Here is a 14104-nt window from a genome sequence, read left to right as displayed (position 1 = left end):
GGACCCGGCGATCAGGCTGTGGCCTCCGACCGGCTCCCTCCGGTTCCCGATGCTCCTGGCTCGCCGTCTACGCCCGATCAACGGCCGATCACCGGCCCCACCCACGACCTTCACCCGGGCCTCACAGGCCGTCCCGCCGCCCGTCCGGGCCGGACCAGGGCTCCCGGCCGGGACGGCCGCGGCGGGGCGGCACCGATCCTCCCGGTGCGCACGCGAAGGCCCGGACCTCGGCGGATGCCGGGATCCGGGCCGGTGGCGCGGTCAGGGACGGGCCTGCTCGGAGGTCACTCGGCCGCCGCCTTGAGGCCGCCGTGGCACAGCCCCCAGATCACGAGGGCGTCGATCGCGATCAGGACGATCGCCCACGCCGGGTAGTAGGGCAGCCACAGGAAGTTGGCGATCATTCCCAGGCCGGCGAGGGCGACACCGAAGATCCGGGCCCAGAGGGCGCCGCTGAAGACCGCCACGCCCGCCACGACGATCAGGACGCCGATGATGAGGTGGATCCACCCCCAGCCCGCGCTGTTCAGCGAGTACGCGTAGTTGCGGGTGACGACGACCAGGTCGTCCTTGGCGATGGCGGAGATCCCCTCGAAGACCGCCATGAGACCGCCGGTGATCAGCATGACCCCCGCGAAGATGGTCCACCCGGACGCGTATGGGTGGTGCTGGGGCTGGGGGATCTGGCTGCTGCCGACTCCACTGACGCTGCTCGTCATGACGGTGACTCCTTCGATGGCAACCGCCTCGCGGACCGCGGTAGGCGGGAGGGTGGAACAGAAGTCCTACGTTCACGGTAGAACCGGATCCCCGTCCTGTCGTGGCGTCGTACCGGCCGCGGCCGCGGCCCGGACGGCCCTGGTGGAGCCCCGTCAGCCCTCCTCCCGGGGGTTCTCGGCGCCGCCGCCTCCGGAAGCGCCACCCCCTCCGGACGCCCCGCCGCCTCCGGACGCCCCGCCGCCTCCGGGCGCACCGACCCCGCCCCCTCCGGGCGCGTCGACCCCGCCGGGCGCACCGCCCCGTCCCGGGCCGGCGACCCGTCCGGAGGCGGCGAGCAGGGCCAGGACGGCGAGGACCACGAGGAGCACCAGGACGAGCAGCAGCACGGTCAGCACCGTCGGGTGGTTCCAGAGGGCGAACACCAGGGCCACGATCAGCAGCGCCGCGAGGGCGAGCCAGCGGCGGTGGGCGTCGGTCCAGGTTCCGGCCCGTCCGGTGTGCACGCCGTGCGCGCCGCTCCAGCCGGCGACCGAGTCCGCGGCGTGGTCGGCCCCTCCGCGCACGGCCCGCGGCAGCCGTCCCGCCCCGGAGAGGTAGGCGCCGAGCGCGACCACCACGCCCAGGACGATGAGGGTGCGCAGGCTGACCTTCAGGAACCTCAGCAGCGTGTCGAAGACCGCGGCCGCGGCATCCCGGGACTGCACGGCGGGCGGCAGGTGGTCGAGGTAGTAGTGCCGGGCGATCACCAGGGCGATCGCCACCACCAGGCCGGCCCCCGCCGCGCCGAGCGCCGTGGACACCAGGGCCCGGCGCCGGCGCCGGGCCAGCAGGACGCCGACCAGACCGATCACCACGGTGATCACCGGCAGCCAGTTGCCCAGCACGTCCAGCGCGTGCGCGGCCCCGCGGACCTTGGCCAGCTTGTCGGACTGGAACAGCACCAGCTGCTTGTTCACGTCCGGGATCTTCTCGGCCGGTGTCAGACCCGCGGCCACCAGCTGGTCCTTCAGCTGGTCCACGGCCTTCCCGACGTCGAGGGTGACCGTGCCGTCGCTGACTCCGACCGCGCCGCGGCCGTGTCCGGTCAGGGCCTGGACCACGGCCGTGTGGGCGGCGCGGTTCGCCTGGGTCCAGACGGTGTCGAAGGCGTCGCTCCGCACGACCTTGGTCGCCGCCTTGGAGACCACCTGGTCCACCGCGTCGTCGATCTTGGGCCCCAGCGACTTGACGGCGGACGCGGCCCGGGGCGGCAGGCCCTGCGACTGCAGCCAGGAGGCCAGGTCGGAGGCGACCTGCGGGCCGTCCACCTTCACGTCCACCGCCTGGGTGATCCGCTTGACCGCGGCGTCCTGGACCGCGGGGTTCGTGGCCAGCGGCGCGACCGTGCTGACGTACCGGTCGGTGTCCAGTGCGATGTCGTGCACCCAGACGGTGAGCAGCGAGACCGGCACCAGGATGCAGGTCAGCGTGATCAGCACGGCCGAGACGGTGCTCCTGACGATCCGGCCGGCCCGGGAGGGGTGCCGGGGCCCCGCGGTGGCGCCTCCGTTCACCGGCCCGCCCGTCGGGGGCTCGGACGGCTGGGGTTCACTCGGCCCGTTCAACGGCCCTCCCGGCATTGGCTGCGCGGCCACGGCGCCGCTGGACACCATTCACGCCGCAGGGGCCCCCGCCCGGCACCCCGGGCTGGGCCACCCGGACGAGGAGCGCGACGCGGCCGCCCGCCCTCCGGCCGGGGTCCGGGGCGTGGCCGGCACCGGGCTGCCGCCTCACCCCGGGCAGGTGATCCGCCGGCGCGTCGGCGGCCCGTACGGTCGGTACCAGCGCCCGGCCCGCCGGGACGGGCGAGGGACTCCCTCGAAAGGAGCACCGCCATGGCCGAGGACGTCCTCGCCGAGACCGGGCCCATCGACTACGTGGTGGTCGAGTTCCCCGGCAACCGGATGACCGGGGAAGCGCTCCCGCTGCTGGTCGACCTGGTGGACCGGAATGTGATCCGCATCCTGGACTTCGCGTTCGTGCGCAAGGACGCCGACGGCACCGTCACCGGCATGGAGATCGCCGATTTCGACGGCGACGGCCGACTGGACCTGGCCGTCTTCGAGGGCGCCGGGTCGGGACTGCTCGACGCCGGCGACCTGAGCGAGGCCGCCGGGGTCATCGAGCCCGGCAACTCGGCCGGTGTGCTCATCTACGAGAACACCTGGGCCGCCCCGTTCGCCACGGCCCTGCGCCGGGGCGGTGCCCGGGTGGTCGCCAGTGGCCGGGTGCCGATGCCGGAGCTGCTGCACTCGCTGGACGAGCTGGACGGTGCCGGCGGGAGCGACCTGACGGACGCGCCGGGCGGCTCCGCCTCCGGGACGTGAACTCGCCGAGACACGAAGCCACTGTGACCTGAAGCCACCGAGAGGAGTACGCGTCATGCCTGGACTGCTGCGCGGTGTCGCGCGCACCGCCGTCGTCGCCGGAACGGCGACCGCCGTGTCCAACCGGGTGTCCCGCCGCCAGGCGGGCCGTTGGGCGCAACAGGAGGTGGTGGCCGAACCCGCGCCGCCGCCCCCGCCGCCGGCTCCCGCCGCACCCGCCGCACCCGCCGCGCCCGCCCCGACGGGGATGGACGCGAAGATCTCCCAGCTGCAGCAGCTGGCGCAGCTGAAGGACCAGGGAGTCCTCACCGAGGAGGAGTTCGCCACGCAGAAGCAGCGGCTGCTGGCCGGCTGACACCGTCGGCACGGCACTGAGCACCGTCGGCACGGCGGCGGCCTCACCCGCCGCGGGTGGTTCAGTGCCCGACGGCGACCTTGGCCGCCACGATGACCAGCCCGAGGAGCAGGTTGACCACCCCCTCGGCGGCGATCTGGCCCGGCGAGGCGCCCGCCCGGCGGGCGCCCAGCGTCGCCCAGGCCACCTGCTGCGCCACGGCGACGCCGAGGGCGAGCCAGGCGTTCTCCCCCGCCCCCAGCCACGGGCTGACCAGCACCGCCAGGGCGGGCAGCGCCGACGCCTCCACCAGCGGCCACTCGTGCCGGCCGACCTCGCGCACCTGGCTCCAGGCGACCTGGCGGCCGGCCTCTCGCTCCCCGGCCACCAGCGCGTAGACGTGCGCGATCCAGAACACGATCCCGGTGATCACCAGCAGCAGGATGAGCGACAGCCGGGGGTGCGGTTCGGTGAGGCTCGAGGCCGCGATCACGGAGGCGGCGAGCATCGAGCCGTACACCGCTCCGGCGTAGTCGGCCCGCTTCCGGATTCCGCCCCGGGCCGGGTCGCGCGGGGCGGGGGTACGACCGCGGGCCGTTGTCACGAAGCCTGCTCCCGTCATCGCCGCGGAGACGGCCGATGGGGTCCGTCGCGGCCATCATCACCCGCACCGCGGGTTCCGGCACGGCCGCGGTCACCCACGCCGGGTGACCCGGGCTCCGGCCACCGCCCCTAGCGTGAGGGAAGGATGTTTCCCTCCCCTCCCCCCGCAAGGAGGCGAGCCCCGTGCTCGGTAGCCACCACCAGGCGTCACGTCCCACCACCACGACCTCACCCGACGAGCTCGGACGCGTCGGATGGATCGTGCTCGGCATCTCGATGCTCATGGCCGGCGCGATCGGCCACGCGCTGTCCGGCATCGCCGCGATCGCGAGGGAACTCCTGCGCCCCGCGCCGCAGCGCGCGCCCACGCCCGCCCGCCCCGTGCACCCCGCCGACCTCGACGTCAAGGAGAAGAGCGGCTGGATCCTCATCAGCCTCCTGTTCGTCCTGACCGGCACGATGGCACACGCCGTCGCGCACGTCGTCGAGACGATCAGACAGGCCACCCACGCGACGCACGGGCAGGTGCGGGCATGACGTCGGCACCGACCGGGGCACCCGGCCGGCCCCCGGGAGCCGACGACGGCGAGCGGGTGGACCCGCCGGCCGCCGACCCGGTCTCGGCGGGGCGGCGGGCCCGCCGGACCGTGCCGCGCTCGGCCCACGGGGCCTGGACCCCCGGGCCGGACCGCGCGGACCCCGTCGACATCCTGGAGGCCCAGGCCGCCACCCGCGTCCCGGAGCTCGTACCGATCCGCTACGGCCGGATGGCGGCCTCCCGGTTCGCCTTCCTGCGCGGCGCGCCCGCCATCATGGCCACGGACCTCGCCGCCGCCCCGAACACCGGCCTCACCGTCCAGCTCTGCGGGGACGCCCACCTGTGCAACTTCGGGCTCTTCGCCTCGCCGGAGCGCGCCCTGCTCTTCGACCTCAACGACTTCGACGAGACCCTGCCCGGCCCCTTCGAGTGGGACGTCAAACGCCTGGCCGCCAGCATCGCCGTGGCCGCGCGCGAGAACGGGGAGTCCGACGGGTCCGCCCGCGCCGTGGCGCTCTCGTCCGCCCGGGCGTACCGGCTCGCCATGCGACGGCTCGCCGGCCTCGGTGAACTCGACGTCTGGTACGAACGGGTGGACACCGCCGAACTCCTGCCGCTGATCCAGGCGTCGAAGTACCGCAAGCGGGTGCGGACCACGATCGCCAAGGCACGCTCGCGCACCAGCCTGCAGGCCCTGGCCAAACTCACCGAGCCCGGCCCGGACGGCGAACCCCGGATCGTCGCCGACCCGCCGCTGCTGGAGCCGATAGACCGCGACGACCTGCCCCGCCTGCAGCAGATCCTCCTGGACTACCGGGACACCCTGCCGGAGGAGCGGGCGGCGCTGCTCGACCGCTTCGAGCTGATCGACGCGGCCCGCAAGGTGGTCGGCGTGGGCAGCGTGGGCACCCGCTGCCACATCGGCCTGTTCCGCGCCCGCGCCACCGGCGAACCGCTGTTCCTCCAGGTGAAGGAGGCCGAACGGTCCGTGCTGGAACCGCACCTCGCGCCCAGCGCCCACCGGCACCAGGGCCGGCGGGTGGTCGCCGGCCAGCGCCGTCTCCAGGCCGTCAGCGACATCTTCCTCGGCTGGGCCACCGGCCCCGCCGGCCGCCACTTCTACTGGCGCCAGCTGCGCGACATGAAGGGCTCCGCCGTCATCGAGGGCATGCCCAAGGACCTGCTGGACGGGTACGCCGAGCTGTGCGGCCGCACCCTCGCCCGCGGACACGCGCGCACCGGGGACCGCGTCGCCATCGCGGCGTACCTCGGTTCCGGCGACGTCTTCGACCGTGCCATCGCCGACTTCGCCCTCACCTACGCCGACCTGACCGGCGCCGACCACGCCGCGCTCACCGCCGCGATCGACAGCGGCCGGATCACCGCCCGGCCCGGGGTGTGAGCCGCCCCCGGAGGGCGGGGCGGCCGGCGTCGGCGTCCACGGGCGAGCCCCGAGCGGGGATCCGGTGCGGCCCTACGCCCCGGCCGTCCCCTCATTCTCGCCCGTCGGCTCGCCCCCGCGCTCCGGCCCGCGCCCGCCCGGCGCCCGCCGGGCGGGCAGGTGACCGGTGAAGGCGAAGCCGGTGAGCGTGATCGCGGCGGCCGCCAGCAGCGACACCTTGAGGCCGTCGAGCTGGGCCGCGCGGTAGGAGTCGACAATGGCGGTCGCCTCCTGCGGCGGGACGGCGGTCTGCGCGAGCGCGGTGGCGAGCTGGTCCGCGGGCACGAAGGTGACGCCCGCCTCGATCCTGATGCCCGCCTGCTGCTTCACGGCGCCGGAGATCTCCGGGTGCCCGGCCACGGCGTTGCCGAACGCCACCGTCAGGGCGCCGATCAGGATGGCGCCGATCAGCGCGGTGCCCAGGGACGAGCCGAGGTTCTGCGCGGTGTACTGCAGCCCGCCGACCTCGCTGCGGTCCTCCTCCCCGACGCTCGACTGCACCACGTTGCCCAGTTGCGAGGCGAGCAGTCCCATGCCGGTCCCCAGGGCGGCCATCGCCAGCGCGAACGACAGGTCGTCGAGCTCCGGCTGCACGGTGCCCACCAGCCACAGTGACGAGGCGAACAGCACCAGCAGCCCGATCCGCACCACCGTCCTCGGCGAGGCGAAGCGGGTGAGCAGCGGGCCGGACATGGAGGCGGCGAGCATCGTGATCGACACCGGCAGCAGCCGCAGACCGGTCTGGAAGGCGTTCTGGCCCTGGACGGCCTGGAGGTAGAGCGGGATGACGAAGAACAGCCCGAGGAGGATCAGGTTCTGGCTGAAGAGCATCAGCAGGCCGGACCTCAGCGGTGGGATGCGGAACAGCGCGAACCTGACCAGCGGATGCTCCCGGCGCAGTTCCCAGGACCGGAACAGCACCAGGAGCACCCCGCCGAGCGCGACGGCGAAGAGCGTCGGCGAGAACCCGAGGACGGTGAACGGCGGATCGCGCGGCTGGAGCCAGCCCCAGGTGCTGCTCTGCAGCACGGCCAGCACCACCAGCCCCAGCCCGGACACCGACAGCAGCACACCGACCAGGTCGATCCGCTCGTGGTGCTCCGGTGGCGGTTGCCGCTCGATCCAGCGCATCAGGAAGAGGATGACCACCACCAGGACGACCTCGCCGGCGAAGACCAGCCGCCACGTCAGGTAGGTGGTCAGCCAGCCGCCGAGCAGCGGCCCCACGGCGATGCCCGCCCCGGACAGGCCGCCGATGACACCGTAGGCGGTCGCGCGGTCCCGTCCCCGGTAGGCGCCGGCCACCAGCGCGGCCAGCGCCGGAAGCACCAGCGCCGCGCCCAGCCCCTCGATCACCGACCAGCCGAGCGCCAGCAGCCCCAGGGTGGGCGCCACTGCCGTGATCCCCGATCCCACGGCGTAGACCACCAGCCCCACTATGAACATCCGGCGGCGCCCGAACATGTCGCCGAGCTTGCCGCCGGTGATCATGAACGCCGCCATCACCAGGGTGTAGAGCGTGATCACCGCCTGGATCGCCGTGACCTCGGTGTCGAAGTCCTCGACCAACTGGCTGATGGACACGTTCATCACCGACGCGTCGAGCACCATCAGGAACTGCGCCATGCCCAGGACGATCAGCGCTCTCCAGCGGTTCACCGTGACTCCTCCCGCCCACCGGCCCACGCGGTTCGTACGCGCCTGCCTCGTACCCTCGCCCCCTCGTGACCGGGTCGCCCGTCGAGGGCGGCGGCCGCGGCCGGTGGTCCCCCGCGGCGCGCCGACGTGCGGCCCGGTCCCACCGGATCGCCGGGTACTCCGGGGCAGGTGGGCGCCGGTGCCCGCGGGTTGCGCCGAACGGCGGACCGCCCGAGGTGCCGCCCGCCGTCCCGTCGCCCAGTCTTGGAGTCCTCGGCGCTCGGCCGACGACGGGCCGCGACGGACCGGGGGCAGGCATCGACCGGAGGGAGCCCGGGGTGGCGGCACAGCGTGGTGAGCCCGGCCGCGCCGCATGGTTCCGCGCCAGGACCGCCTGGCTGAGGGGGCACACGGCCACCCTGCGCGACGTCCCGTTCCTGCGCCGGCTCGCGGCCCAGCTGCTCCACCTCCGGGTCCTGGACATGGCCACCCGCCTCGCGGCCCAGACCTTCCTCACCGCCATCCCGGTGCTGTTCGTGCTGGCCGCCTTCATGCCCCAGGACGTGCGCAACACCGTCTCCGAGTCCCTGCGCACCGTGCTGGGGCTCCAGGGGGCATCGCTCGACGAGATCAAGGGGGCGCTCCACCCCAGCGGCCAGGAGGCCACCACCGACACCTTCGGCGTCATCGGGATCGTGGTGACCCTGCTCTCGGCCACCAGCTGCAGCCGCATCCTGCAGCGCCTGTGCGAGCGGAGCTGGTACCTGCCCCACCTCGCCGGGCGCCTGGCGGCCTGGCGGTGGCTCGCCTGGCTCCTGGTCTGGATGACCGCCCTGATCCTCCAGGGCCAGGTGCGCTCCGGGTTCGGGGCGGGCACCGGCCTCGGGGTCCTGCTCTACCTGGTCACCGCCACGCTGCTCTGGTGGTGGACCCAGCACCTGCTGCTCGGCGGCCGGATCCCCTGGCTCCCGCTGCTGCCCGGGGCGCTGCTGACCGGGGCCGCGCTGACCACGCTCGCCTGGGCGTCGCGGCTCTACGTCCCCCGCTCGCTGAACCGCAGCGTGACCCAGTTCGGCCCGCTCGGCCTGGTCTTCACCCTGCTCAGCTGGCTCATCGTGGTGTTCACGGCCATCACCCTCGGCATCGGCATCGGGTACGTGGTGGCGAGCCAGGGACGGCTGGCCCGGCTCCTGGGGACTCCGGAGCCGGCCCCGGCGGACGAGGACTGAGGGCCGCCGGACGGGACCCGAAGCGGCGGCCGGCCCCCGCCGGCGGGCCGGGAGGCCCCTTTGCCAGGTCGGACGGCGTCGGCCAGGATGGGATCTGTCAGCGATCCGCGCTCACCATGCGCCGTACCCCACCCTGAGGTGAGCACCATGCCCCTCAGCCCAGCCGTCGACTCCCCCGTCCTTCCGGCGGACGCACCTCGACACCGCTCCGCCCGGCCGACCCGGATACCCGGCGGCAACCCCGTGCTCGCGGCCCGCTTCGCCGTCCCCCCGGTTCCGGGGACCTTCGTGCACCGGCCGCGGCTGGCCGAGCGCCTCGGCGACGGTCTCCGGACGTCCCTCCTGCTGGTGAACGCCCCGGCGGGGGCCGGGAAGACCCTGCTCGTCGCCGACTGGCTGGCCACGACGCGGCTGCGCGGTTCCGCGGTCTGGCTCACCGCGGAACGGGAGGACAACGCGCCGGGCGTCTTCTGGGCCTACCTGCTGGAAGCCCTCCGGCACCACGGCGTCGCCCTGCCGGACGACATCGGCACCCCCGCCCGGGCCGACCAGGTCGATCACGCGCTGCTGGCCCGGCTGGCCGCCCACCTGAGCCGCCGCGAGGCTCCCGTGGTCCTCGTCCTCGACGAGTTCGACCAGGTGTCGTCCGCCGAGGTGGCGTCCGGACTCCACTTCCTGCTCGGCCACGCGGGCCAGGGGCTGCGGCTGGTCCTGATCGGCCGCACGGAGCCGCGCCTGCCGCTCCACCGCTACCGCGCCTCCGGCTGCGCCACCGAGATCCGGGCCGCCGACCTGGCCTTCCGCCCGCGGGAGACCGCCGCGCTGATGCGGCGGCACGGCCTCGCCCTCTCCGCCGGAACCGTCCGGACGCTGACCGAGCGGACCGGCGGCTGGGCCGCCGGTCTGCGACTGTCCGCCCTCGCCGCCCAGGGCGCCGCCGACCCCGAGGCGTACCTGAAGGAGTTCGAGGCCTGCCGCAGCACGGTCGCGGACTTCCTGCTCGCCGAGGTCCTCGACACCCAGCCCGCCGAGACCCAGGACCTCCTCCTGCGCACGAGCGTCCTGGACCGGATCCACCCCGAGCTGGCCGACGCCCTGACCGGCCGGCCGGACGGCGCGCGGATCCTCGCCGACCTCGCGCGCGCCGACACCTTCGTCGAACCCGTCGGCCACTCCTGGTACCGCTGCCACCCGCTGTTCGCCGAGATCCTGCGCGTCCAGCTGGCGGCACGCAGCCCGGGGCTGGACCGGGCGCTCCACCGCAGGGCGGCCCGCTGGCTCACCGCGGCCGGGCACCTGACCGACGGGCTGGTGCACGCCGCCGCGGCCGGTGACTGGGAGTTCGCCGCGACGCAGGTCGTCGACCGGCTGGCCATCGGACGGTTGTTCACCGGCCGCGACGCGGACCGGCTCGACCGCCTGTTCGCCGACATGGCGCCCGACGCCCGGGGGCCCGCCCCGGAACTGGTCCGGGCGGCCCGCGACCTCGCCCGCCACGACGTGGACCGCGGACTCGACCACCTCCGGCGCGCCGAGACGCTGCTGTCCGAACGCGATGCCGGGGACGTTCCGACGGCCCTGCTCAGCGCGGCCCACCTCCGGGTGCTGGCGGGCCGGCTGCTCGGCTCGGCCGACATGGCCCGGGCCGCCGCCGTCGAGGCCGCGCGGCTGGAGGAGGACGTCCCGCCGGGGCTGCTCGGCGAGCACCCGGAACTTCCCGCGCTCCGGCTGGCCGACCTCGGATCCGCGCTGCTCTGGAGGGGCAGCCTCGACGCCGCCGTCGCGGCCCTGTCCGCCGCCACCGAGGCGGCCGACGACCCCACCACGGCCTGTCCGCGCCACGAATCGCTCACCCGACTCGCCCTGATCGACGTGCTGCGGGGCAGGCCGGGGCCGGCGGAGGCCCACCTGCGGAAGGCGGGGGCCGAGGCCGAACGCTCCGGGCTGTCCCCGGAATCCCGCACGGGGGCCGGTCAGCTCGTGCTGGCCGCGCTCGCCGTGGACCGCGACGACCTGCCCACCGCGCGGGCGGCGATCGACCGGGCCGCCCGGTCGGCCGCGGCCGACCACGACCCGGCCGTCACCGCGGGAATCGCCATCGTCCGGGCGAGGACGCTGCTGGCCGAGGGCCGCCCCCGCGCGGCCCTCGACCTCCTCGGCGGGCTCGCGGACGGCGGTCCCGCCACCGACCCCCCGCCGCCCTGGGTGCGGGAGGCGGTGGCCGTGGCCGTCTCGGCCGGGCACCTCGCCGAAGGGGACCCGGCCGCCGCGCTGGAGGCGCTGGAGCGCAGTGGCGCGGACGGTCCGGAACACGCCGTCGCCACCGCCCGGGCGCACCTCGCCGCCGGGGAGAACCGAGGCGCCCTGCGGATCCTGGAGGCGGTCCCGGAGCGCGACGGCCACGGGCCCGCGATCACCGTACGGGTCCTGCTGGCCCGGTCCCAGGCGGCCTTCGCCCTCGGCGACGAGGCCGCGGCCCAGCGCCTGCTCGCCCGCGCCCTCGCGGTCGCCCGGCCGGAGCGGCTGCGCCGGCCGTTCCGGGACGCCGGGCCGTGGCTGCGGCACCTGCTGCACACCCGGCCCGAACTGGCGGACTCCCACGGCTGGCTGCCCGCCGACCTCCTGCCCGGCCTCCCGGCCGGGGCGTCCGGGGACACCGCCGCGGCCGACGCCCTGGTCGAACCGCTGAGCGACCGCGAACTGGACGTCCTGAGACTGGCGGCACAGATGCTGTCCACGGAGGAGATCGCCGCCGGGCTGTTCCTCTCGGTGAACACCGTCAAGACGCACCTCAAGAGCATCAACCGGAAGCTCTCCGTCACCGGGCGCAACCGGGCCGTACGCCGGGCGCGCGAACTGGACCTGCTCTGACCCCGTGCCGCCCCCGCGGCGGCCGGGCCGCGCCTATCCCGCCCGGGTGCGCCGCTGCCTCCGGGCACGGAACCAGCGCCAGCCGACGGCCACCGCGCTCGCCCCGAGCAGCAGGAGGAACACCGCGAGCCACGCGTGGCCGGCGACCCGGGCCCCGGTGAGCAGCACGAACAGCACCGCGCCCGCGGTCGCCAGGCACGCCAGCACGGTCCGCAGCGCCACCAGGAGCATGCCCGGGCGCAGGATCGACGGGGTCCTCCTCGCCTGGGCCGCCGTGGACGCCGTCAGCCCGAACCGGAGGAGGGCCCGGTCGGCGAGCTCGCCGGTGGCGCGGCAGTACATCTGTCCGCAGGCGGGCACCCACACGAACGGCACCACGGTTCCGACCAGGAGCAGCACGCCCAGGCCGGCCCAGCCGAGCCACTTGCGCACGGCCGAGCGCGCCGGGTCCTCGGGGGTCAACAGGCCGATCAGATAGGCCTGGCGGCGGACGACGGACGGCCAGGAGGCCTTGTCCCGCCCCCCGGTTCCGGCCCGCGCCGCCTTCCGCAGGGCCTCCTGCGCCTGCTCCACCGTCGGATGGACCCCCTGCACCACCAGGATCTGTGCCGCCGCGTCGTCGCCGCGGGGGTCGTGTCCGGCCAGGGCGGCGAGCTCCAGCACCATGCGCAGCTGGGCGAGCAGCGCGGCGACGAACGCGACCGGGAGCAGGAGCAGGAACGGGCCCCCGAGGAAGGAGCCCTCCACGACGGTCCGGCGCACGCCCCGGTCGATGATCTGCTCGGTGGGATCCTGCCGGGCCGTCCCCTCCTGCCCGGGTCCGCGCAGCGCTGCGGCCGTCTCGGCCGCCTGGGGGCCCAGGTAGTCGACCACGAAGGCCGCCAGCCGCTCGGGCATGTGGGAGGGATCCGCCCTGACCGTCCTCAGCAGTCGTCCCACCACGCCGGGCCGTCGTCGCCGCGCACTCTCCGATCCGCCCATCAGCCGCAGAATAACCCCGCCGGTGGGCGGCCGCCCCGGGGCCGGATCACCCGGCCCGGGTGATGCCGGGACGGACCCGCGGCGCGTCCCTGGAGGGTGGAGCACCTCACGGCTTCCCGCCCGGACCCCGACACCCCGGGTGGCCGCTCGGGGCGCACCCGCCCGGCAGACCGCGCCCGCGGCAGCCCGTTCGGGGCACGCCGTCGATGTCAGGAGGCTCGCGGTGGACTACCCACTGCTCGACATCTTCTTCACCACCATGTGGATCTTCCTGTGGATCATGTGGTTCTTCCTGCTGTTCCGCGTCTTCGGGGACCTCTTCCGCGACGACGGCGTGAGCGGCTGGGGCAAGGCCGGCTGGTCCGTGTTCCTGCTCGTCCTGCCCTTCCTCGGCGTGTTCGTGTACCTCATCGCGCGGGGCAAGGGCATGGGGCGGCGCGAGGTCCTGCGGGCGAGCGACGCGGAGCGGGAGTTCCGCGACTACGTCCGGCAGACGGCCGCCGACAGCCCGGCACCCGCCTCCCACGTCGACGACCTGGCCCGGCTCGCGGAGCTCAAGGACAAGGGCGCCATCACCGAGGACGAGTACCGGCGCGCCAAGGCGAAGGTGCTCGCCTGACCGTCCCGGCCCCGCCCGGTTCCTCCCTCCCGGCCGTTTGACCTTGACACGGTGACAAGGTCTTCACTGCTGCCGAGGAGGTGGTCCTGATGGTCGGGGCGGAAGAGGACACGAACACCCTGCGGGCCCTGCGGGGGCTGGCGCACGAGGACTCGTCGGTCCGGTTGCGGGCGGCGATGGCCGTCGGCAGCGACCCGCACCCGCGGTTCGTCGGCGGGCTCGTCGAACGGTGCGCGATCGAGCCCGAGTTCACCGTGCGCGAGATGCTCACCTGGGCGCTCACCCGGCACGGGGCGGCGGTGACGGTCCCGCTGCTGCTCGACGAGGTGCGCGCGGACGGTGCCCAGGCGCGGAGCCAGGCCCTGCACACCCTCTCCAAGATCGGGGACCGGCGGGCCTGGCCGGCGATCACGCCGGCGCTGCTGGCCGACGCCGACGAGGAGGTGGCCCGCAGCGCCTGGCGGGCCGCGGTCGTGCTCGTGCCCGAGGGTGGGGAGCGCGAGTTGGCCGTAGTCTTGGCCGCTCAGCTCGGACGCGGCGGACGCGAGACGCGGCTGAGCCTCAGCCGGGCGCTGATCGCGCTCGGGGAGGCGATGCTGCCGGCGCTGGACGCCGCGACGGCGGACCCCGACCCCGGGGTGCGCGCCCACGCGCTCGCCACGGAGCGGCTGTGGCGCGACCCGGACGCCGGATTCGAGTTCGCGATCGAGGAGGCGAAGCGCACGGCGGTCCTCGGCGAGGGCCGCCGGGAGGGACGGTAGGCA

Annotated in this window: 13 protein-coding genes; 8 read left to right on the top strand and 5 right to left on the bottom strand. The window is 75.0% G+C overall.

All coding sequences use genetic code 11. From position 1 onward, the window contains the following. Window positions 1-284: 284 nt before the first annotated feature. On the bottom strand, window positions 285-719 hold the full coding sequence (locus ACFVHV_RS11555) for a hypothetical protein (protein ID WP_359898269.1): 435 nt from the start codon (window positions 717-719) through the stop codon (window positions 285-287). 153 nt (window positions 720-872) lie between these two features. Then, window positions 873-2198, bottom strand: coding sequence for a hypothetical protein (locus tag ACFVHV_RS11550; RefSeq protein ID WP_359898270.1), 1326 nt, complete (start codon window positions 2196-2198; stop codon window positions 873-875). A gap of 396 nt (window positions 2199-2594) precedes the next feature. Between ACFVHV_RS11550 and ACFVHV_RS11545 the strand changes: the two genes are divergently transcribed. Next, window positions 2595-3086 carry a DUF6325 family protein gene (locus ACFVHV_RS11545; RefSeq protein WP_380350829.1) on the top strand — a complete coding sequence of 164 codons (492 nt, stop codon included), beginning with the start codon at window positions 2595-2597 and terminating at the stop codon, window positions 3084-3086. A gap of 55 nt (window positions 3087-3141) precedes the next feature. Next, entirely contained in the window at window positions 3142-3441 is a 300-nt protein-coding gene (locus ACFVHV_RS11540) for an SHOCT domain-containing protein (protein WP_359898272.1), read from the top strand. Window positions 3442-3502: 61 nt separating this feature from the next. Here ACFVHV_RS11540 and ACFVHV_RS11535 read toward each other — a convergent pair whose 3' ends face one another. Continuing rightward, entirely contained in the window at window positions 3503-4024 is a 522-nt protein-coding gene (locus tag ACFVHV_RS11535) for a hypothetical protein (protein ID WP_380350827.1), read from the bottom strand. A gap of 182 nt (window positions 4025-4206) precedes the next feature. Here ACFVHV_RS11535 and ACFVHV_RS11530 point away from each other — a divergent pair, with 182 nt between their 5' ends. Both ACFVHV_RS11530 and ACFVHV_RS11525 read left to right on the top strand, forming a co-directional pair. Further along, on the top strand, window positions 4207-4560 hold the full coding sequence (locus tag ACFVHV_RS11530; protein WP_359898274.1) for a hypothetical protein: 354 nt from the start codon (window positions 4207-4209) through the stop codon (window positions 4558-4560). Then, window positions 4557-5963, top strand: a complete 1407-nt coding sequence (locus tag ACFVHV_RS11525; RefSeq protein WP_359898275.1) for a DUF2252 domain-containing protein — start codon at window positions 4557-4559, stop codon at window positions 5961-5963. Before ACFVHV_RS11530 ends, ACFVHV_RS11525 begins: the two co-directional genes overlap by 4 nt. Before the next feature lie 72 nt (window positions 5964-6035). Here ACFVHV_RS11525 and ACFVHV_RS11520 read toward each other — a convergent pair whose 3' ends face one another. After that, window positions 6036-7661 (bottom strand): MFS transporter, encoded by a 1626-nt coding sequence (locus ACFVHV_RS11520; RefSeq protein ID WP_359898276.1) that lies wholly within the window; start codon window positions 7659-7661, stop codon window positions 6036-6038. Window positions 7662-7978: 317 nt separating this feature from the next. Between ACFVHV_RS11520 and ACFVHV_RS11515 the strand changes: the two genes are divergently transcribed. Together ACFVHV_RS11515 and ACFVHV_RS11510 are read left to right on the top strand one after the other, a co-directional pair. Next, a complete protein-coding gene (locus ACFVHV_RS11515) occupies window positions 7979-8869 on the top strand; it encodes a YhjD/YihY/BrkB family envelope integrity protein (protein ID WP_359898277.1) in 891 nt (296 codons plus the stop codon). 147 nt (window positions 8870-9016) lie between these two features. Next, window positions 9017-11740: a LuxR C-terminal-related transcriptional regulator gene (locus tag ACFVHV_RS11510; RefSeq protein ID WP_380350824.1), complete on the top strand. Its 2724-nt coding sequence runs from the start codon at window positions 9017-9019 to the stop codon at window positions 11738-11740. Between the two features lie 33 nt (window positions 11741-11773). On the opposite strand, the gene ACFVHV_RS11505 is transcribed toward ACFVHV_RS11510, so the two are convergent. Further along, window positions 11774-12637, bottom strand: coding sequence for a hypothetical protein (locus ACFVHV_RS11505; protein WP_359898279.1), 864 nt, complete (start codon window positions 12635-12637; stop codon window positions 11774-11776). A gap of 307 nt (window positions 12638-12944) precedes the next feature. On the opposite strand from ACFVHV_RS11505, the gene ACFVHV_RS11500 reads away from it, so the two are divergent. Together ACFVHV_RS11500 and ACFVHV_RS11495 are read left to right on the top strand one after the other, a co-directional pair. Next, a complete protein-coding gene (locus ACFVHV_RS11500) occupies window positions 12945-13340 on the top strand; it encodes an SHOCT domain-containing protein (RefSeq protein ID WP_359898280.1) in 396 nt (131 codons plus the stop codon). Window positions 13341-13429: 89 nt separating this feature from the next. After that, window positions 13430-14101 carry a HEAT repeat domain-containing protein gene (locus ACFVHV_RS11495; protein ID WP_380350822.1) on the top strand — a complete coding sequence of 224 codons (672 nt, stop codon included), beginning with the start codon at window positions 13430-13432 and terminating at the stop codon, window positions 14099-14101. Window positions 14102-14104: the final 3 nt, after the last annotated feature.

Origin of the sequence: Kitasatospora sp. NPDC127116, assembly GCF_042677365.1 — a bacterium.
Classification (GTDB): Bacteria; Actinomycetota; Actinomycetes; order Streptomycetales; family Streptomycetaceae; genus Kitasatospora; species Kitasatospora lactacystinica.
The sequence above is the reverse complement of the archived record's forward strand: the minus strand, read 5'-3'. Positions and strand labels throughout refer to the sequence as shown.

What these genes read in the sequence shown, in the direction of transcription:
- ACFVHV_RS11555 (WP_359898269.1), bottom strand. Translation starts at nt 719, where the DNA reads ATGACGAGCAGCGTCAGTGGAGTCGGCAGCAGCCAGATCCCCCAGCCC.
- ACFVHV_RS11545 (WP_380350829.1), top strand. Translation starts at nt 2,595, where the DNA reads ATGGCCGAGGACGTCCTCGCCGAGACCGGGCCCATCGACTACGTGGTG.
- ACFVHV_RS11540 (WP_359898272.1), top strand. Translation starts at nt 3,142, where the DNA reads ATGCCTGGACTGCTGCGCGGTGTCGCGCGCACCGCCGTCGTCGCCGGA.
- ACFVHV_RS11525 (WP_359898275.1), top strand. Translation starts at nt 4,557, where the DNA reads ATGACGTCGGCACCGACCGGGGCACCCGGCCGGCCCCCGGGAGCCGAC.
- ACFVHV_RS11510 (WP_380350824.1), top strand. Translation starts at nt 9,017, where the DNA reads ATGCCCCTCAGCCCAGCCGTCGACTCCCCCGTCCTTCCGGCGGACGCA.
- ACFVHV_RS11505 (WP_359898279.1), bottom strand. Translation starts at nt 12,637, where the DNA reads ATGCCCGAGCGGCTGGCGGCCTTCGTGGTCGACTACCTGGGCCCCCAG.
- ACFVHV_RS11495 (WP_380350822.1), top strand. Translation starts at nt 13,430, where the DNA reads ATGGTCGGGGCGGAAGAGGACACGAACACCCTGCGGGCCCTGCGGGGG.